We start from the raw sequence: 21,013 nt of genomic DNA, 5'->3' as shown, positions 1-21,013 counted from the left end.
ATAACGGCAAGTATTTTAGCTGTTCGTCTTGTATCTTGCGGTAATTCACGTTTAAACAACATGATAAAGCTTTTACTCCCGCTCCTACTTCTAGTGTGCCACTTAAGTATGGCGCAACGGGTAACAGTGCGGGATAGAACGACACTCGAGCCGCTACCTGGCGTCACCATCAGCTCAGAGAATAGCTCGGCCCAGACCGATGCCAGTGGACAGGCCGAGCTACGCGCACTGCTTTCTCCTAAGGCTAAACTCAGGTTTCATTATATTGGCTACCAATCAAAAAGTTTCACGGCGGCTCAGCTACAGCAACAGCAGTATGAGGTTAGCTTAACACAGCAAAGCCATGGCCTGCAGGAGGTGGTGGTATCAGCAGGCAAGTTTGCCCAGGAGCGGAACTTTGTACCGCAGCAGGTGGCACTTATAAGTCAGCGCGAGTTGGAGTTCATGAGCCAGCCCACCACGGCCGAGGTGCTGCAGCAAACCGGAAAAGTGCTGGTGCAGAAAAGCCAGATGGGCGGCGGTAGCCCGATCTTACGGGGTTTTGAGGCAAACAAGGTGTTGCTGGTGGTGGATGGAGTGCGGATGAATAACGCCATCTATCGGGGAGGGCACCTGCAAAACGTGATCACCTTGGACAACAGCATGCTGGAGCGTGCCGAGGTGATTTTTGGCCCAAGCTCCGTAATCTATGGCTCTGATGCGTTGGGTGGCGTGCTGCACTTCCACACACTGCAGCCGCAGTTGGCACCCGACACGCTGGCCCGCAGCATTAGCGGCAGTGCGTTTACCCGCTACGCCTCCGCCCCAAACGAGAAAACCGGGCATGTGCAACTGAACTACGGCCGCCAGAAATGGGCCAGCCTCACCAGCATCACCGTATCTGATTTCGGCAACCTTCGCCAGGGCAGGTACCGCAGCAGCACGTACGGCGACTTGGGCATCCGCAACTTTTACGCCGCGCGCACCGCCGCTGGCCGCGATACAATGCTGCTGAACCCGGAGCCGCACGTGCAGCGCCCAACCGGGTACACTCAATACGACCTGCTGCAGAAAATAAGGTTTCAGCCCACATCCAGCCTCAGCCACACACTGAATCTACAGTTAAGCACCAGCACCGATGTGCCCCGCTACGACCGCCTCACGGAGTTTTCGAGCGACAGGCTAAAGTATGGCGCGTGGTACTATGGGCCGCAGGAGCGCTTGCTGGCCGCCTATACTTTAGAACAAAAAGCGCCGGCCAGCTTGTATGACGAAGCCCGTGCCATTGCCGCCGTGCAGCGCCTGGAGGAGAGCCGCCACAACAGGCGATTTGGCAACAACTGGCTGTCACACCAAACCGAGCAAGTATGGGTGTATAGCTTGAATGCTGATTTCTCAAAGAAGCTGCGCACGCACCGCCTGCAGTATGGCTTGGAGGCAAATTATAATTCCGTGCAATCGGAGGCGGATGAGCAGAACATTATGAGCAGCGAGCGCCGACTGCAAAGTACCCGCTACCCCGATGAGGGCTCGAGCATGCACAGCGCCGCGGGCTACCTCACCAACACCTGGGATGTGCGGCCGTGGCTGGTGCTGAGTCAGGGAATTCGCTACAGCTATGTGGGGCTGGATGCCCGGTTCGAGGACAAGACCTTCTTCCCGTTTCTGGAGGATAAGGTGCAGCAGCGCCACCATGCCTTATCCGGCAACCTGGGGGCCGTGGTGCTGCCGGGCAACGGATGGCGCTTTGCCGCACTTGCCTCCACCGGTTTCCGCGCTCCCAACATCGACGACCTCAGTAAGGTGTTTGATTCGTCTCCGGGCAACGTGATTGTTCCCAACCCAGGCTTGGGCCCTGAGTACACCTATAATTTTGAAGTGAGTGCCTCTAAAAGTATAGCCGAGCGCCTGCACCTGGAGGTAGTCGGTTACCGCACCTGGTATCGCGACGCCATTACGGTGCAGAACTTCAGCTTGAACGGACAGGATTCTATACTTTACAACGGGGAACAGAGCCGCGTAACAGCGAACGTAAACGCAGGAAAAGCCTATCTCTACGGCTACAGCGCTAACCTGCAAGCTGACCTAACCAACTACCTCAGCCTAAGTTCTTCGCTCAACTACACCTACGGCCGCATCAAAAATGAGACAGGAGAGATTCCGCTGGACCACGTGCCGCCCCTTTTTGGACGCTCAAGTATAAACCTGCAGCTCAAGCGCCTGCGGGGCGAGTTCTTTGTGCTGTACCACGGCGTAAAAGCACTGGAAGATTACAGCCCCAGCGGCGAAGATAACCTGCAGTACGCCACGCCGCAGGGCATGCCGGCCTGGCACACCCTCAATCTGCGCGCAGCCTATCAGATCACCCCAAATCTGCAGTTCCAGGCGGCGCTGGAGAACATCTCCGACAGGTATTACCGCGTGTTTGCCTCCGGCATCAGTGCACCCGGCAGAAATGTGGTGCTAACCCTCAGAGGAGAATTTTAAGCTGTATCACCATGCAAGGCAGGAGCAGGCTATAACCTGCTCCTGCCTTGCATGGTGATTTTTCCTATTACTTCTCTCCCATCGCATACTTAACCCCGCCCCACACATGCTTCAGGAAAAGCGAGTCACTGTAGCTTTCGTTGGTGTGGCCGAGGGCGGTGTAGAAGGCGCGACCGCCGTCGTAGGCGTGGTACCAGGCAATGGGATGATTTGCGCCGTTCTCGCCTCCGCTGTAGCTTTTCTCATCCAGGTTGGCCAGCACGTATACATCCGGGTTCATACTTTTGAAATTGTACCACTCATCTTCCCGCTCCCACACGTCAGGCAAATGCGTAGTGGCAGGATGGCTTTTGTCCAGCACCCTGATCTCTGCTTTTTGTACCTCCGGATGGCTTGAGAAATAGGCCCCAACCAGTTTGTTGTACCAGGGCCAATCGTACTCCGTATCGGCAGCCGCATGAATCCCCACATAGCCTCCGCCGCTCCTGATATACAATTCAAAAGCCTGCTGTTGTGCTGCATCCAACACATCCTTCGTCGTACTTAGAAAAACAACCGCATTGTACTGCAGCAGCGAATCAGGCACGAAGAAAGCAGCGTTCTCTGTTGTATCTACCTTTACCTGATGCTCCTGCCCCAGTTGTTGCAGTACTGCCACACCTGCCGGGATAGACGCATGCCGGTAACCGCTCGTTTTAGAGAAGACAAGGATGCGCGGTATACTTTCTGATACAACTGGGGCATCTGGTTTGGAAGAGGTACAGCCGGCAAAGCCAAGGCAAAGGAGCAGGGCAAGGAAAGGTAGCAACAGGCGGTTTTTCATGCGTTGAATAGTTCAAATTAATGCCATCCAAGATAACACTAATCTTTAGGGAGTCGAAAAACAGCCAGAATAAACTGCTACTTCAGTATCTCCTTCGCCTCGGGCAAGGCCAGCAAGGCCCACTCCCGGTACATCTTGCCCGAGTAGTGCAGGCCATCGCTCGCAACATAAGACAAATCGCTTGCAGCCTCCCTGGTGAGTGGGGTGATGTTGACAAAGGTGACGCCGGCGTTAGCAGCCTCCTCCCTGGCAACGGCATTGAATGCATCTATCTCAGCGGCAATCTGCTCGCGGTTCTGGTTACGGGCAAAAGGGGTGGCTCCCCAATCGGGAATAGAGAGCACCAGCACGTTGGAGGCGTCTCCCTTCGCCAGTCGGATGGCTGTTTGCAGCAGCTGCCGTAACTCGGATCGGTAGGTGGCAAGCGACTGGCCCCGGTATTGGTTGTTCACGCCAATCAGCAGCGACACCATGTCGAACTCCGGCTTAAGCTTGGCAGCGGCAACAGCCGAAGCCAGGTCACTAGTGGTCCAGCCGGTGCGGGCAATCGTAACGGGATTAGCCACATCCACGCCTTCGGCACGAAGCAGCTCCGCCAGTTGCATGCCCCACTGCGCACTTGCAGGCACCCCCTCGCCTATGGTATAAGAGTCGCCGAGGGCCAGATACGTGTAGGCGTGACCCGATGGACTGGGATCAGGCGTAGGCTCTTCGTCGCTGCACGAGGTAAGGATGGCTGTAAAGAGAAGTATAAGTAGCAGAAGTCTGTTCATTATGTCTTGGTTTCCCTTATATACTCTTTTCAGGGAGTTACAGATTTACAGCACACTGTTTTCTAGTCGCCGTAACGATTTGGTATGGAGCGAATTCAGCACAGCTGATAGGCTTACTTAGAACCCAGCTGTACTGCCCAACCTCGTTTTCCCGCTACTAAAATTAGCCGCAAATCTGGTTTTTGACTGACAGGCGACGCTATATAGCAATATTCATAGCCCGATATATCAATTTTCACTGAATATTGGTCTTCTGTTATACCTTTTAATATAAAATCGGTATTTTAACTATGTTCAAACTGTGATATGGTATGAAAGTAATCCCGTTCAAAATAGCAGCTTCACAGGCAGAGTCAATCATTGTAAGTGAGGATATTCTACCTTACTTCTATGGGCACATGCACCGCCACAAGGAAATGCAGCTTACCCTTATACTTAAAGGTACAGGCACGCTGATTGTAGGCAACTATACACAGCCGTTTGCCCCTGGCGACTTCTATATCATCGGGGCTAACCAACCCCATATCCTTAAGTCTGACCCTATTTATTACCAAAATAATGTGGAGGGGAGTGTGCATGCGGTGCACATCTTTTTTGAGCATGAAAACACCCTTAGTCACCTGATTAACCTGCCGGAGATGGAGTTTGCGAAAAGTTTTCTGGAGAAGACGCGACAGGGCCTGCAGATACCGGAGGGTTACGCTCCCGAAGCCGCCCGGCTATTCCTGAAGGCCAGTCGATCATCCGGGCTTAAAAGGCTGCTTATCTCCATCAAGCTACTTCAGTACCTGTCGCGGCACGTAAAGGAGTATAAGCTGCTGACAACGGATTTCGCAGCTGCCCCTTTTCCGGCCGTGGAGGATATCCGCTTGAATGAAGTATACCAGTACACCCTGGAGCACTACGCCGAGAACATCACACTGGAGCGCATTGCCGCAGTGGTGCACATCACGCCGCACGCTTTTTGCAAGTATTTTAAAAAGCACACGCGCAAAACATACAATGCCTTCTTAAACGAGATCAGAATAAACGAAGCCTGTAAGCGCATCGTGAACGGCGATGCCACCTGCATTGCTTCCATTGCCTATGCAACAGGCTTCAACAGTGCCATCAACTTCAATAAGGTATTCAAGAAAACAACTGGGAAATCTCCGAGCGAATTCATGAAAGAGTACCGGCATAAATGGGATAACGCACTAAAGTTACTCAGGCAGCCCGCGTGCCTTATACCTATGTTCGCTTCTTCCTTGTCAGTCTTACCTGCTTCATCTTCCATCGCCGCACAAGGGCTGGTTTGGCCTGTCTAAAGAGATGGCAGCATCATAACAGAGAGGCCCCCTTCACCTGGTTCGTGGAGGGGGCCTCTCTGTTATGATGCTGCCTTAGTTGGCCCGGGTAGTTGCCCGGTCTTTGGCGCCGTCTCTTTTATACTTTGCTGGCTGCCCCGGCTTCGGAACCGACTCTAGGATAAACTGCCGGATGTCCTGGTTGGCGTTGGCCAGGTCCTCAGCGCGCAGGTACATCATGTGCCCGCTTCGGTAGCCCTTAAAGCGCATGCGGTCCTGCAGTTTGCCGCCCGGGTCCATCTGCCACATATTATACTTGGCGTTAAAGTAATCGCAGGCGCCATCGTAGTAGCCGGATTGCACCATCAGGTGCAGGTTGGGGTTCTGAGCCATGGCCTGGCGCAGGTTATCGCCGGTATTGTCGTCGCTGTTGTCCCAGGGGCGCACCGGCCCGAACATGTTGTACTTGATGTCGGTTTTATACTTGAGGTGGTCTTTAATGTACAGGTTTATGGCTGGCGTAAAGGAATGCAGCCACGAGGTAAGTTCAGGCGCATAGTCAGGCCGTAGTCCCGCATCCTGCTTGTCGATGCCAATGTAGCGGGAGTCCAGCCTGCCCACGGTAAAGCCCTCGTCGCGCAGCAGCTCTTTCCAGAAGAAGGCAGCAGGCACATCCAGGTTATGCTGTAGAATCACCTCCTCCGACAAACCGGAGTATTTTGCCATTCTGGCCGCTACCGCCTTTTTCTGCAGCTCCCCTAAAGACCATCCTTTGGCGATTGCCGGGATCAGTTCGTTGATGGTAAACTCCTCCACCTCCGGCAGCATCGCGGTTAAATCCTTGCTCTGCAGCTCAGGGCTTAGCTTGTTATGGAACCAGGCGGTGGCGGCATAGTAAGGCAGAATATTGGCCGAGGCAACGGGGCCGTCGCGCTTGATGCCCAGCTCCGTGGGTGACACAAGTATAACGCCGTTCAGGTACATCCAGTGCGCGTTCTGCAGTTCCAGCGCAAGCCCCGACACGCGTGTGGTGCCGTAACTCTCGCCGATCAGGTACTTAGGCGAATCCCAGCGGCCTTTACGCCCCACAAAGGTGTTGATCCAGCTGGCCAGGTACTTGATATCCGCGTTTATTCCAAAGAACTTCTTCTGCGCATCTTCCTTGGACAGGGTAGGAACAGCCCGTGACAAACCCGTGTTAACCGGATTCACAAACACAATGTCGGCCACATCAAGTATAGAATGCGGGTTTTCCTTGATGCCGTAGGGCTGCAACGGATAGCCTTCGTCATCGATGTTCAGGATTCTTGGTCCGGTGTAGGCAATGTGCATCCACACAGAGGCCGACCCAGGGCCGCCGTTAAAGGAAACCACCAGTGGCCGCGATGCCTTGTCCTTCACATCAGACCGTTCGTAGTACGTATAAAAGAGGCCTGCCACAGGCTTGCCGTCCTCATCCCAGACAGGTTGTGTACCGGCCGTGGCCGTGTACGGAATACGCTTTCCGTTGATGGTGACAGTATGCTTGGTCGTGACGGTTGAGTCGGTTTTGAGCTCCAGTTTCTGCGCTGAGACCGGAAGGGCTATCACGCAAACCAGTAGCAATAACGTATAGAGTTGCTTCATTTCATGTATCATTTAACGGCCAATTCTCAATTTAAAAGTTTAAACAAGCGCTAAGGGTGTAAAAATAAAGCATTACCCGCCGCAGCGGGTAATGCTTGTGTAAATTCTACTGGCGTACATCCCAGAACACCCTTTCCAGCATCGACTCTTTCTGGTCGATGTTAGGGTTGCTGGTTACTTCCGAAACCGGGTAAAACAGCGATCTTGGCACTTCGTTGTAGATAGCCAGCGGCGCTGGGATCGGCTTTATATTTGGATAGCCTGTTCTGCGCCAGTCGGTCCAGTTCTCCATCATCACCCCAAAGTTTGCAATATACTTCTGGTTGATGATCTGCTCGAGTTTCGCTTCCTGCGATCCTGTGAGCGTGCCATACCTGGCAATATAGGCGGCAGCCTCTGCCTCTGGTACACCGGCATCTTCCATCGAAGCCCTGATGCCTTCTTTGAAGAAAGTTTCAGCATCGCCAGGGGCACCAAATCTTAGCGACGCCTCAGCTCTTATAAAGTTATACTCAGAGTAAAGCAAGAGCCTAGAAGGAGCATCACCTCCATACGTTATGGCACTGCCCTCGATACTTCCATCCGGGTTCACGCCTGCCTGGTTTACAGCAGAGGGAGTACCTTTGATATAGCTGTGCAGCCGCGAGTATTTGGTTGACGGTGCCTCATCCAGTATGGTTGATCCCTTGTAGTTACCTGAATTGAAGGGGAAGGACACAAAGTAAGAGGCACGCCGTGGGTCCTCCCGCTCATTCATCAGGTCCACGATGAACTCGTTCGGGAAAAACTGGTTTCTGAACTGTCCCCCCTCAATACTTGTAATCGGGTTTTGCCGCTGGGACTGGTCCAGGAACATCATCTCGAAGTTATCGTCGGTAGACTGCATAAACTGAGCGCCGCTGTTTACCAATGCGGTGATCTGCTGCGAGGCGAATCCCGGGTCAACCTCGCTGTAATGAATCAGTAGCCGCAGCTTCAGTGTGTTTGCAAGCCGCTCCCACTGCACCCGTGAGGCCTCCCAGCTTGTGTTCGGGTAAAAGGTGGAGTAAGCGGTAGGTTCCAGCACCGAAGACTCCGCATTGATATCAGCGATCCCCTCATCCAGCAGCGCCAGGAGCTTCGGGTAAATGGCCGCATCATCATCGTACTCCGGGTACAGCACTTCACCGAATTTGGTAGCTTCGGAGTAAGGCACATCGCCCCAAGCATCCACTGTTACCTGGTAGGTATACGCCTTCAGAATTTTGGCAACGCCGGTGTAGTGCGGGCTTTCCTGCTCAGTCGAGATAACAATCAGCTGCTCCAGGTCGGCAAGGATGTCGGCATAAATGTTGTTCCAGTTGTTGTTCACGTCCGAGTCCGTGATGAAGTAGCGCTCGTAGTTTGTGAACGTGTTGTTCAGCACGGGGCCGTGGCCCGAGAACTGCTGCATGATCAGATTGCTGTAGCGCATCAGGTCGCTGGCCCCCATATACCCGATATTTACGGTGGCGGATGGCAGTATCTCAGAAACGCGGGCCTGTGTGATGTTATTCGGGTCTTCGTTTACATCATAAAAATCGCACGCTGGGAAGGTAAGCCCACCACAAATTAAGGCGATATATAGAAGTTTCTTATTTTTCATATCCAATGAGTTTTCAGTAGAAGGAATTAAAAAGTAGCCCGTAAGCTTGCTCCGATAGTGCGGGCAATTGGCTGGATGCCAAACTCGAGGCCGCGCGAGTTACTTACGCCCTGCAGGTTCTGCTCCGGATCAAGGTCAGGATAGTTTGGCGCGTGCGTCAGCAGGTTCCGGCCGTAGATGGAAAGTTGCAGCGCATCAATAAACCCGGATTTGGCAAGCAAAGCCTGAGGCAGGTTATAGCTGAGCGTGGCTTCGCGCAGCTTTACAAACGAGGCATCGCGCACATAGCCCGCCCAGGCAACATACTTGCCGCGCAGGCCCCAGTAATCCTGCGACGAAACGTAAATGTCGTTTGGTCTGCCGTCTTCCAATACGCCGTCAAACAAGTATGGCTTGTTGCGCGACCCATCTTCGTTGAAGCGTGGGAACTCGGCTGTTTCAGCTGAAACGCCTTGAATTCTAAGGTCGCCCACTGTTCTGGAAAGAATGTCTCCCTTGTGCTTCCAATCAACCAGGAACGACAGGTTGAAAGCCTTATAGGTGAAGCTGTTGGTGAAGCCCATGGTGAATTTTGGATTCGGGTTACCTGTGGCGGATACTCCAGGAGCCGTGAGCGGCAAACCGTTGGTGCCGATGATCATTCTTCCCTGCTCGTCTCTTCTGTAGTCGGTAGAGTAGATAAGCCCATACTGCTCTCCTACCACCGCCTGTGTGTTCGGTGAGGTAAAGCCACCGATTGTCAGGCGCTGCACGCCAGGGGCCAGTTCTTCCACAATTGTTTTGAAAGTGGTGAAGTTGACAGTTGATTCCCAGGTGAAGTTTGTGTTTACAACAGGTCTTCCGGATACCAGCACTTCCAGGCCTTTGGTGGAGAGCTTACCGGCATTCGTGATGGTGCTGGTAAACCCTGATGATGCAGGAACCGGCACTGCGAAGATCAGGTTGCGCGTGTCTCTTCTGTACACCGAGGCATCCACATACAGGCGGTTGCCAAAGAAGCTCAATTCAGTGCCCAGCTCTATTTCACGGGTAAACTCCGGCTTCAGGTCAGCGTTGCCGGAGGAGTTGTCGTAGGTAAAGCCAGCCAACCCGTTGAATGGAAAGTTAACGGCCGTAGAGCCAAAGCCGTCGCCGGCATCTGCCTGTCCCCAGTACGTAGTGGTGTTATACACCCCTGCGCCCTTTCCTACCTCGCCCACGTTTGCCCTTATTTTAGCTGTTGTCAGCACATCGCCGGACAAGCCCGGGAAAGCCGACGTTGGCACAAAGCTAACGGCCACTGCAGGATAGAAAATAGATCTGTTCTCTTTGGTAAGGGTAGACGAAAAATCATTTCTGCCTTTCACGTTCAGCGTCAGGAAGTCCTTGTAGTCTACAATAAAGTCGCCGAAGAAGCCCATCAGCCTGCGCTGCGTAATGCTTGCCGAAGGGTTGTAAGTCAGGAAGTTCTTCAGGTTATCAAAACCCGGCACCACAATACCCAAGCCTACCGCGGCCAGGTTGCTGCTGTAGTTGGCAATCACCTCGTTACCCAATGTGGCGGTGAGCTTAAAGTCCTCACTTATTTGCTTGTCTCCTGTTACAGTCAGGTAAGAGTTCAGGTCACGCGAAAATACTTCTCGATCGCGTACACCTCCTGCGCCTGCCGAACTGGTGTTACCGTTGCTTCGGATGCCCTTTTCGTCAAACCCCTTGCTGTTGGTGGTAAACACGTCGCCACCAATCCTGAAATCAGCTCGTAGCCAGTCACTGAAGTCATAGGCCAGATGCAGGTTACCGTAAATCCGGTTAGTTTCATCCTCATACTTTACATGCTTGATGGCCCAGTACGGATGATCTTCGCCGGCAAACCACAGTTGGTTCCCCAACTCATCCTCGAAAGGCAAACCAGACAGGTTATAGCTGCGTGGGGCGTAGATGCCTCTCCATAAAGGGTTGGAGCCCTGGTTGCCTGCCTGTGTTCTTTCTGACTGGTTGTTGATGTAACTGATAGAGGTGTTGATGGTCAGCTTATCGGTTACACTGGTGCCGGCGTTGATGCTGAAGGAGTTTCTGAGCAACTCGTTGTTAGGCACCAGGCCAGTCTCGTAGGTGTTGCCGTAGGAGATGCGGTAGTTATACTTTTCGGTAGCCCCAGAAAAGCTGATGCTGTTCTGGATAAACTTTGAATTCTGCAGAATATCCCGCACGTTATCCGGATAGGCTTGCAGTTGCTCTTCCTCGCCAAACCAGTTGGTCACCGTTTGCCCGGCAATGCGCGGCCCCCAGGAGCCAGGCACGTTGTTGATATAGTTGCCGTTGCTGCCCTGTGCATACTCGTTCTGGAACTCCGGAAAGCGATTCATGGTACCAACACCGTAGTTAGAGGTGAAATTCACTTGGTTCTTGCTTCCGAACTCCCCTTTCTTGGTGGTGATCAGGATAACCCCCGAAGCCGCCCTGGAGCCGTAAAGCACCGTTGCCGCAGCACCTTTCAGCACGCTTATACTTGCAATGTCATTCGGGTTGATGTCGGATGCCCTGTTTGAGTTGGCCACGCCCGCATTCACGCTGTTGCTGCCACCGCTGTTGTCTATCGGCACCCCATCGATCACGAACAGCGGCTGGTTGCTTCCGGTGATACTGGAGAAACCGCGGATCGTGATGTTAGAACTGGCAAGTCCGCCGCCAGTACCGGATATCTGCACACCGGCCACCTTACCCGCCAGCGAGTTCGTTACATCCGTTACAGGCGCCTTGTTTATCTCTTCGGAGCTTACGCTGCTTACCCCATAGCCCAGCGACTTTTTATCGCGCTCAATACCGAAGGAGGTAACCACTACTTCCTGCAGCTGCTTGGAGTCCTGCGCGATCGATACGTTGTAGACATTCTGTCCGGTTACAGGAATCCGCTGCGTGGTAAACCCGATAAAGGACACCATAAGCGTAGCCCCTTCCGAGGCTGTCAGGCTGAAGCGGCCATCAGCGTCTGTTTGCGTTCCACGGGTTGTGCCCTCCACAACAATGGTCACACCTGGCATCGGCGAGTTATCAGCCGCTGACACAACTCTGCCCGTGATTTCCTTGTCCTGCGCGTAGGTTATACTATAGATACCCAGGCAGAGAAAAAATAAGAGTAGCTTTTTCATCATAACATTAAAGTTTTATTTCCCAATGGAATATAGTTTTTTATGTGTTATGATTTATCGCCCAGAACGCCAAAACGGGCCTTATGCTAATTTTGGTTTATTAATAGACAATATTGATTAATTACATTGGCTTATATTTGATTCAGGTTCAAGTTTGAGCTCAGGCCTTTAGGACTGTTTGAACCTGACAGGCAAGCTTCCTTAGAAAGCACGCGCTTACACAACAGGAAAAAGCGGTAGCAACAGCAGCGAAGCCATACTTTAGGAAGGCAAAGAAATTTATCGCTTCTTGTATAGGAAAAGGATTCCTGGCACCGCAGCAGGTGGTGCTAAGTATAAATCCAGCCCTTTGTATGGTAGGAGCTGGCAATGGTACAGGAATCTATTCAACCCAGATATCACCTTCAATTAAAACTAACCCACAATTGCACATGCAAAAACGTATACTTTCCGTAGCGCTTCTAGTAGCACTTTCAGGTTGCGCCGTAGCCCAGAAGAAAGGGAAACAACCAGCCCCAACCCCGGCCAAAGAGCGCCTGGATGCCTTACAGAAAAGGCAGCAGCTAATGCAGAACTCGTTGGTAAACAACCTAGAGCTACGCAACACCGGACCGTCAATCATGAGCGGACGCATTACCGATCTGGAGGTATCCCCAACTGACCCGACGACCTTTTACGCGGCATTCGCCTCAGGGGGCCTCTGGAAAACCACCAACAACGGTTTGTCTTTCGAACCGCTTTTTGACGAGCAGGCCGTGATGACCATCGGCGATATTGCCGTGGACTGGAAAAACAACGAGACCATCTGGATTGGCACCGGCGAAAGCAACTCCAGCCGCTCCTCCTACTCTGGCGTGGGTGTGTACAAAAGCACGGATGGCGGCAAAACCTGGCAGCACATGGGCCTGGACGATACCCACCACATCGGCAAGGTTGTCCTGCACCCCAACGACCCGAATACAGCCTGGGTAGCGGCTCTGGGCCACCTGTACTCGCCAAACAAAGAGCGCGGCGTATACAAAACAACCGATGGCGGCAAAACCTGGAAAAAGACACTCTATATAGATGATAACACCGGCGCCATCGATTTACAGGTAGACCCGAAAGACCCGAAAAACATCTATGCGGCCCTGTGGCACCGCGAGCGTCGTGCCTGGAATTTTGTGGAGGGCGGCAAAACATCCGGCATTCACAAGTCAACGGATGGCGGCAACACCTGGAGCGACATCAGCACAGCGAGCAGCGGCTTTCCGGATACAGAAAACGTGGGCCGTATCGGCCTGAGCCTCTACCCGGATAACCCGAACATCCTCTACGCGCTGGTAGACAACTACGACCGCCGCCCCGCCGAGCAGAAAACAGATCAGCCGGAAATGCTCGACAACGACCTGTTCAAGGGTATGTCGGCAGAGGAGTTCCTGAAGCTGGATGACAAAAGCCTGAATGAGTTTCTGGATCAGAACCGCTTCCCGCGCGAGATCACGGCAAAGAGCCTGAAGGCCCAGGTACAGAGCGGCACCCTAAAGCCAGAGGCTATCACCGCTTACCTCACCGACCCTACCGTGGAGACCTATGCGACTGAGGTGAAGGGCGCCGAAGTATACCGCACCGACGATGGCGGCAAAACGTGGAAGAAAACCCACGACGACTTCATCAACGACATGTATTCGAGCTACGGCTACTACTTTGGCGTGGTGCGTGTAGCTCCTACCGATCCAAACAAGATTTACATACTGGGTGTGCCGCTGCTGCTGTCAGAAGATGGTGGCAAAACATTCCGCAACATAGAAGGCGACAACGTGCACTCCGATCACCAGGCCCTGTGGGTGAGCCCTGAAAAGCCCGGCTACCTTATCAACGGAAACGACGGCGGTATCAATATCACGTACGACGACGGCAAATCGTGGTATTACGCCAACGCGCCGGCGGTGGGCCAGTTTTACGCGGTAGCCGTGGACATGGCCAAGCCTTATAACGTGTACGGGGGCCTGCAGGACAACGGCACCTGGTACGGCCCCAGCAATTACAAGTACAGCCTTGCCTGGACGAGCAGGGGCCAATACCCGTACGAGCGCATTGGCGGTGGCGACGGCATGATGGTACAGGTAGACTGGCGCGATAATAACATCGTATACCTTGGCTCCCAATACGGCAACTACACCCGCCTAAACAAGGCCACCGGGGAACGCACCTTCATCAAGCCAAGCCATAAACTGGGCGAAACGCCGCTGCGCTTTAACTGGGAATCGCCTATTCACCTGAGCCGCCACAACCAGGACATTTTATACTTTGGCTCCAACAAATTCCACCGCTCCCTGAACAAAGGCGAGGACATGGAGACGCTCTCCGGCGACCTGACCAACGGTGGCAGAAAAGGCGATGTGGGCTACGGCACGCTCACAAGTATAGACGAGTCGCCGCTCCGCTTCGGCCTGCTTTACACAGGATCGGATGATGGCGTAGTGCAGACTTCCAGCGACGGTGGCTACAATTGGACGAGGATATCAGACAAGCTGCCGCAGAACCTGTGGGTATCTACAGTGGTGGCCTCTGCGCATAAGCAGGACCGTGTCTATACCTCGCTGAACGGCTACCGCTGGGATGATTTTACGCCATACCTCTATGTGTCGGAAGACAGGGGCAAGAAATGGGAGCGCATTGGCGGCAACCTGCCGCAGGAAGCGATAAACGTGGTAAAGGAAGACCCCAAGAACCCGAACCTGCTGTATGTGGGCACCGACCATGGGTTGTACATCTCGTTGGACAGAGGCAAAACCTTTATGGCCATGAAGCAGGGCATGCCGGCTGTGGCTGTGCATGATGTGGTGGTACACCCGCGTGAAAACGACCTGGTGGTGGGCACGCATGGCCGCTCCATTTACATTGCAAACGTAGAGCACCTGCAAAGCCTGACGCCGGAGCTGATGAACCAGCCACTGCACCTGTTCGCCTTGCAGCCAGTTAACTTCAACAGCAACTGGGGTAACAAAGGGTATACATGGGGCGAAGCGAACAAGCCCGAATTAACTATCCCATATTATACTTCCACGGCAGACAACACCACTATCCGAATCAAAACAGAAAAAGGGCAGGTGGTGAGAGAGCTGCAGGACCAGGGCGAGAAGGGCCTCAACTACGTGGACTACAACTTGTCGGTAGCGGAGGCAAACGCGAAGGCCTATGAGGCAGAGCTGAACAGCGCGAAAAAAGAAGGCTCCGATGCCGTAAAAGTGAAGGCGGCAGAAGACAAAACAATTTACCTGCAGCCGGGCAAGTACACTGTGGAGGTGACAGCCAATGGTGCCACCAAAACCCAGGAGCTGGTTATCAAGGCGCCGGAACGCAGAACAAGAGGCTAAGCCATATCTGCTTTGGTTCTATCAAAGAGCGACGACCGTTACGGTCGTCGCTCTTTTTTTTTGCCCTTTTCCATATAAAAAACATCGGCTATAAAAATATTTTCAGAGGTAACTCCGGAGCTACAGCAGCATCCTTTCAGAAAAGAATAACATGGAAATTTTATATTATAAACTTTATTGATTCTCTATATGCTCTCTCTATAATAAAATTTCTGTTCACAAAAACAAGTCTTTATTTTATACTTAAACTGATGTTGCAACACATTATATAGCAGGCAACTAATTAGTTTAAAAGCAGGAAACCTAATTTAATATTTTAAGTAGAAGCTTTTATTACTGACCCCACTCCTACCTACACACTATATGACAACAGGGATGAGCATGCACCACAACTAAAACTGTGCTATTCCTGACAGTCTATTACCTTCTTAAATACCATTTATATATGTAACACTTTTTACACTCTCACCATGAAACAACTCTTATCTCTCGTTGTGGCACTTGTCCTGTTTGCAGGTACAGCGCTGGCACAGGCAACCGTTGACAAGGAACTGAAGCAGCTCTTGCAAGGCACCACCGGCTCGCTCCAGGTTATTGTCACCTTCCATGGCGACGGGGCTCCTAGCGCAGCCAATTTGGCTGTTCTAAGCTCACTCGGTATCACCAAAGGAGTCTCTTTTAAATCGCTTCCGATAGCTGGTGTTCTAGCTACCGCCGCACAGGTGCAGGGCCTGGCCGATAACCCTGCTGTAAAGTCCGTTTACCTGAACAAAGAGCTTAGCTACTTCAACTACAATGGCACCAGCCTAACGGGTGTGCAGCGGCTTAGAGGCGATAAAGTGATGACAGCCCGCAACAACGGCATGCCTGTTTCGGGCAAGGGCGTGGGTGTGATGATCAACGACAGTGGCGTGGATGGAACGCACGACGACATTAAGCTAGGCACGCACCTGGTACAGAACGTAATGGGCACCACTAACCTGAACAGCTTGGATGCGATGCTACCGGTAACCTGGCTCGAGAACGTGCCGAACACCGACACCAACTCCGGCCATGGAACGCATTGCGCAGGCAGCGTGGGCGGCAACGGCTCCAGATCGGGTGGCCTTTATGAAGGTGCAGCACCCGGCGCTGACCTGATCGGTTACGGCTCAGGCGGCGCGTTATTTATTCTTGATGCGATTGGCGGGTATGATTATGCCCTGACGCACCAGTATGAGTATGGCATCCGCGTGATCAGCAACTCCTGGGGTACTTCCGGTGATTTTGATCCAGCCAACCCTGTGAACGTCGCTTCAAAGAAGGCGTATGACCGCGGCATTGTTTCTGTATTTGCGGCTGGCAACGAAGGTCCTGGATCAGACACGCATAACCCTTACGCCATTGCGCCATGGGTAATCTCTGTAGGTGCCGGCGATAAGTATGGCCGCCTGGCTGAGTTCTCTTCCAGAGGCGTGAAAGGGGAAGGTGGCACGTTTGTGATAGACGGCGAAACCTGGACGTATGAGAACAGACCAACCATCGTAGCTCCCGGCGTGGATATCATCTCTACCCGTGTGGTGGCTCCGGTTACGTCTTTAAGCGCCCAGCAGGACGTAGAGGGACTTGAGCCTGCACACGTACCTTTCTATGCGCACATGAGTGGTACTTCCATGGCTACGCCGCTTACAGCGGGTATCGTGGCGCTGATGCTGGAGGCAAATCCATCGCTTTCACCTGCCGAGGTGAAGAATATCATCCAGAAGACTGCTACCAACATGCCCAATCGCGAGTCCTGGGAAGTTGGCGCCGGTTATGTGAACGCCTATGCCGCTGTCGACTACATCTTCAGAAGCGTACCGTTTGGCACAGCGCTCAACCTAAACAGAAAGTTCAACAGCAGCATCAACACGGCCAAGGAAGTGCAGAACTTCACTATCGACTACAACCCGCTCCTGGCGGCTAACAACCAGATGACGTTCAACGTGGCGGAAGGCACAACCGGTTTCGAAGCCAAAATCACCTCTGGTGGATTGGCCGGATTGACAGGCAACCCAGTAAACCTGATCCTGTTCTCCCCGGATGGAAAAGAGTACCGCTCCGGCATTCCGGTGCTGTTCGCACAGACGTTTGATAGAGGCATGGCAGTAGCTTCGCCAATGCCCGGAACCTGGACACTGAAGATTGAGGGACTGCAGGGCGTCGCATTGCCAGAGGCTATCTCGGGCACTATTACCAGCATGCAGCTTACGGGCACCACCGGCCTAAGCGACATTGTGGGGCATCCGGCAGAGGCATCAATCAAAATGGCGGTAAGCGCCCGTCTGGCCGATGGCGTGGGAACAGGCTACAAGCCGGACGAGCCGCTGAAGCGCATTCAGTTAGCAGATTACCTGATGATGGGACAGGCCGTGCGCCAGTTCTTCCCAACTGACGGAGCGGTAACCTTCAGAGACGTAAGCGGAAACGAGCTGTTACTGGCTGAATCGGTAACGGCAAAGGGAGCAGCGCTCCGTGACCGCATGCACGCTTACAATGGCGTAATGCTGAAAGATGGATCAGGCAAATTCAACCCTAAAGGCGCCGTTAACCGCGCACATTTAGCTTACTCGCTGGTGCAGAGCCTGGGCCTGCAGGAGTATGCCCTGGAGCGCAATGGCAAAGCTGTAACGGTAACTGTTAATGGAAAGAAGATTGCCGTTGAGGATGCCAAAGATATTCCGGCTGGCCTGGAAGGGTACGTGAGCGTGGCACTGGATATGGGCCTGATCAACGCCTTTTATTCTGTAACACAGGGGCCGTACGACCTGCTGCCACAAATGCACGCTACCTTTAAGCCGCTGCAGAACGTAACCCGTGGCGAGTTCGCTGTGATTATCACGCGCACGCACACCAACTGGGAGGCAACCACGCAGCCAGTAGCTTCTACTTCTACTACATCTGAGATGCAGGCCGCATCGGCGCTGTGGGAGAAGAGCTTCTCTTACCCTAACCCGTTTAATGGCGTGGCAACCATCAATTATGGACTGGCGCAGGATGGCTTTGTGTCGGTAGAGGTGTTTGATGTGCTGGGCAACAAAGTACAGACGCTCGTTGCCGAAAACAAAACGGCAGGCAAGCACAGCCTGAAGTTTGACGGCAGCAACTTGCCTGCAGGCACCTACGTGTACCGCGTGAAGGCTGGCGACAAAGTATACTCCAATAGAATGGTATTGGTGCGCTAAGCCACCGGGAAGCCTTATTTAGCAAGTATAAAAAGAGCCGCTCCTGTTAGGGAGCGGCTCTTTTTATACTTGCTAAATAAGGCTTTACACGTTACAGCACCGCGAGGCTTTGCTCAATGGCGTTTATCTTGGCCTCAGCATCTGCTTTCTTCTTGCGTTCGCTGGCAATCACAGCTTCAGGGGCACCGCTTACGAAGCGCTCGTTGCTCAGCTTCTTATCCACCGACGCCAGGAAGCCCTTGGTGTACTCCAGCTCCTTTGTCAGGCGCTCGCGCTCGGCGGCTACATCAATGTTGCCTTCCATTGGAATAAAGAACTCGTCTCCTGCCTCTACGAAGCTGATGGCACCTTCCAGGTTATCGTTCACATAACTGATCTCGCTAATGCCCGCCAGCTTACGGATAATGCCCAGGAACGGCTCGTAATCAATGCCGCTCATGTTTTTAACCGACAGCTCCAGTTGCTTCGAATTGGCGATATTTTTGGAGTTACGCACGTTGCGGATAGCGCCCACGATGTTCAGCACGCTTTCCATCTTTGCAATTACCTCCTTATCGAATTTGTCCTTCTTCGGCCAGGCAGAAATGATCAGGTATTCCTTGTCCTTGCGCTCCTTCAGTTCGTGCCAGATTTCTTCTGTGATGAACGGCATAAACGGGTGCAGCACCTTCAGCACCTTCTCCAGGAAAGCCGAGGTAGCGTCTATCGTCTGTTTGTCGATCGGTTGCTGGTAGGCAGGCTTGATCATTTCCAGGTAATTGGAGCAGAAATCATCCCACACCAGCTTATACACGGCCAGCAGCGCATCCGAAATACGGAACTTGCTGAAATGGTCTTCTATCTGAACAAATGCCTCGTTAAAGCGCGACTCAAACCAAGCCACAGCAGTTTCGTTCGGGAACGGCAGGCTCTCGTCTATCTCCCACCCCTTTATCAGGCGGAAAGCGTTCCAGATTTTGTTGCTGAAGTTACGTCCCTGCTCTACCAGTTTCTCGTCGAACAGCAAGTCGTTACCGGCTGGTGAGCTGAACAGCATACCGGCACGCACACCGTCGGCTCCGTACTGCTCGATCAGGTCGAGCGGGTCTGGGGAGTTGCCCAGCTGCTTCGACATTTTGCGTCCCTGCGTATCACGCACGATGCCCGTCAGGTACACGTTTTTGAACGGCAGCTCGTTTCGGAATTCATACCCCGCCATAATCATGCGCGCTACCCAGAAGAAAAGAATCTCCGGAGCTGTTACCAGGTCGTTGGTTGGGTAGTAGTATAGAATGTCTTTATTGTCCGGGTCTTTGAAACCGTCAAACACCGAGATCGGCCACAGCCACGACGAGAACCAAGTATCCAGCACGTCTTCGTCCTGACGCAGGTCCGAGAGTTGCAGGCTGTCGTTACCGCTTTCCTTGCGGGCTAACCGCAATGCTTCCTCGGCAGTGGTAGCCACAACGAAAGAGCCATCCGGCAGGTAATATGCGGGGATCTGCTGGCCCCACCACAGCTGGCGCGAAACGCACCAGTCGCGTACGTTCTCCATCCAGGCGCGGTACATGTTCTTGAACTTCGGCGGGTGCAGGCGAATCTCGTCGTTCATCACGGCATCCAGCGCCGGCTTCGCCATCTGGTCCATCTTGCAGAACCACTGCATCGACAAGCGCGGCTCAATCACAGCACCCGTGCGCTCTGATGTCTGCAGCACACTAGCGTACTCCTCGATCTTCACCAGCAAACCGGCTTCCTGCAAATCTTTCACGATGTTGCGGCGGGCGGCAAAACGATCCTGGCCCACATACAGCTGCGCCTGCTCGTTCAAGGTGCCGTCGTTGTTCAGGATATCGATGGTAGGCAGTTTGTGCTTCTGGCCCAGTTCATAGTCGTTCAGGTCGTGGGCCGGCGTTACTTTCAGCGCGCCGGTACCGAAATCTATACTTACATACTCATCAAGTATGATTGGAATTTCTTTGCCCAACAGCGGAATGCGCACGCTCTTACCGTGCAGCTGCTTATAGCGCTCGTCGTTCGGATTAACGGCTACAGCCACGTCGGCCATGATGGTCTCCGGACGTGAGGTAGCCACGGTAATATAGCCTGGCTCTGCTGCACCATCTGCCACGATCTCGTAGTTCAGGTGGTACATTTTGGCCATAGTATCCTTCGGGATTACCTCTTCGTCAGACAGTGCTGTGCCGCCCAGTGGGTCCCAGTTTACCATGCGCACGCCGCGGTAAATCTTGCCTTTGTGATACAGGTCCACAAACACCTCGATTACGGCGGCGCTCATGTCATCCTCCATCGTGAAGCGGGTGCGGTCCCAGTCGCAGGACGCGCCCAGTTTCTTCAGCTGGTCCAGTATAATGCCGCCATACTTCTCTTTCCACTCCCAGGCATACTTCAGGAATTCCTCGCGGGTAAGGTCGCTTTTGTTGATGCCTTTCTCCTTCAGCATCGCCACCACCTTTGCCTCAGTGGCAATGGAGGCGTGGTCGGTGCCCGGCACCCAGCAAGCTTCCTTGCCCTGCATGCGCGCACGGCGTATCAGGATGTCCTGAATCGTATTGTTGAGCATGTGGCCCATGTGCAGCACGCCCGTTACGTTTGGCGGCGGAATCACGATGGTGTAAGGCTCTTTGTTCGGGTTGGGCTCAGAATGGAAGAAGCCGCGCTGCATCCAGCTGTCGTACCACTTCTTCTCTACTTCCCTGGGGTTATATTTCGTTGAAATTGACAT

General features: G+C 53.2%; 10 protein-coding genes. 4 read left to right on the top strand and 6 right to left on the bottom strand.

Translation table 11 applies throughout. The features are described 5' to 3' along the window. Window positions 1–60: 60 nt before the first annotated feature. Window positions 61–2,466 (top strand): TonB-dependent receptor, encoded by a 2,406-nt coding sequence (locus A0W33_RS13010; RefSeq protein ID WP_068838591.1) that lies wholly within the window; start codon window positions 61–63, stop codon window positions 2,464–2,466. A gap of 67 nt (window positions 2,467–2,533) precedes the next feature. Here the strand turns inward: A0W33_RS13010 and A0W33_RS13005 are convergent, their stop codons facing one another. Both A0W33_RS13005 and A0W33_RS13000 read right to left on the bottom strand, forming a co-directional pair. Further along, window positions 2,534–3,289 carry a ThuA domain-containing protein gene (locus tag A0W33_RS13005; RefSeq protein WP_071890051.1) on the bottom strand — a complete coding sequence of 252 codons (756 nt, stop codon included), beginning with the start codon at window positions 3,287–3,289 and terminating at the stop codon, window positions 2,534–2,536. 77 nt (window positions 3,290–3,366) lie between these two features. Further along, on the bottom strand, window positions 3,367–4,062 hold the full coding sequence (locus A0W33_RS13000; protein ID WP_068838589.1) for an SGNH/GDSL hydrolase family protein: 696 nt from the start codon (window positions 4,060–4,062) through the stop codon (window positions 3,367–3,369). Window positions 4,063–4,373: 311 nt separating this feature from the next. On the opposite strand from A0W33_RS13000, the gene A0W33_RS12995 reads away from it, so the two are divergent. After that, a complete protein-coding gene (locus A0W33_RS12995; RefSeq protein ID WP_068838587.1) occupies window positions 4,374–5,369 on the top strand; it encodes an AraC family transcriptional regulator in 996 nt (331 codons plus the stop codon). A gap of 75 nt (window positions 5,370–5,444) precedes the next feature. Here A0W33_RS12995 and A0W33_RS12990 read toward each other — a convergent pair whose 3' ends face one another. From A0W33_RS12990 to A0W33_RS12980, 3 genes are all read right to left on the bottom strand, one after another. Continuing rightward, a complete protein-coding gene (locus tag A0W33_RS12990) occupies window positions 5,445–6,974 on the bottom strand; it encodes a S10 family peptidase (RefSeq protein ID WP_068838585.1) in 1,530 nt (509 codons plus the stop codon). Window positions 6,975–7,080: 106 nt separating this feature from the next. Further along, window positions 7,081–8,598: a SusD/RagB family nutrient-binding outer membrane lipoprotein gene (locus A0W33_RS12985; RefSeq protein ID WP_068838583.1), complete on the bottom strand. Its 1,518-nt coding sequence runs from the start codon at window positions 8,596–8,598 to the stop codon at window positions 7,081–7,083. A 26-nt stretch (window positions 8,599–8,624) separates the two neighbouring features. Further along, a complete protein-coding gene (locus A0W33_RS12980) occupies window positions 8,625–11,729 on the bottom strand; it encodes a SusC/RagA family TonB-linked outer membrane protein (RefSeq protein WP_068838581.1) in 3,105 nt (1,034 codons plus the stop codon). A 428-nt stretch (window positions 11,730–12,157) separates the two neighbouring features. On the opposite strand from A0W33_RS12980, the gene A0W33_RS12975 reads away from it, so the two are divergent. After that, window positions 12,158–15,085 (top strand): WD40/YVTN/BNR-like repeat-containing protein, encoded by a 2,928-nt coding sequence (locus A0W33_RS12975; protein WP_068838579.1) that lies wholly within the window; start codon window positions 12,158–12,160, stop codon window positions 15,083–15,085. Between the two features lie 470 nt (window positions 15,086–15,555). Further along, complete coding sequence (locus tag A0W33_RS12970) at window positions 15,556–18,288, top strand: S8/S53 family peptidase (RefSeq protein WP_068838577.1); 2,733 nt, start codon at window positions 15,556–15,558, stop codon at window positions 18,286–18,288. Window positions 18,289–18,379: 91 nt separating this feature from the next. Here the strand turns inward: A0W33_RS12970 and A0W33_RS12965 are convergent, their stop codons facing one another. Beyond that, entirely contained in the window at window positions 18,380–21,013 is a 2,634-nt protein-coding gene (locus A0W33_RS12965; RefSeq protein WP_068838575.1) for a valine--tRNA ligase, read from the bottom strand.

The sequence above is a fragment of the Pontibacter akesuensis genome, from assembly GCF_001611675.1.
GTDB classification, from domain to species: domain Bacteria; phylum Bacteroidota; class Bacteroidia; order Cytophagales; family Hymenobacteraceae; genus Pontibacter; species Pontibacter akesuensis.
Note: the sequence above shows the minus strand (reverse complement) of the source record. Positions and strands in the feature narration are given on the sequence as shown.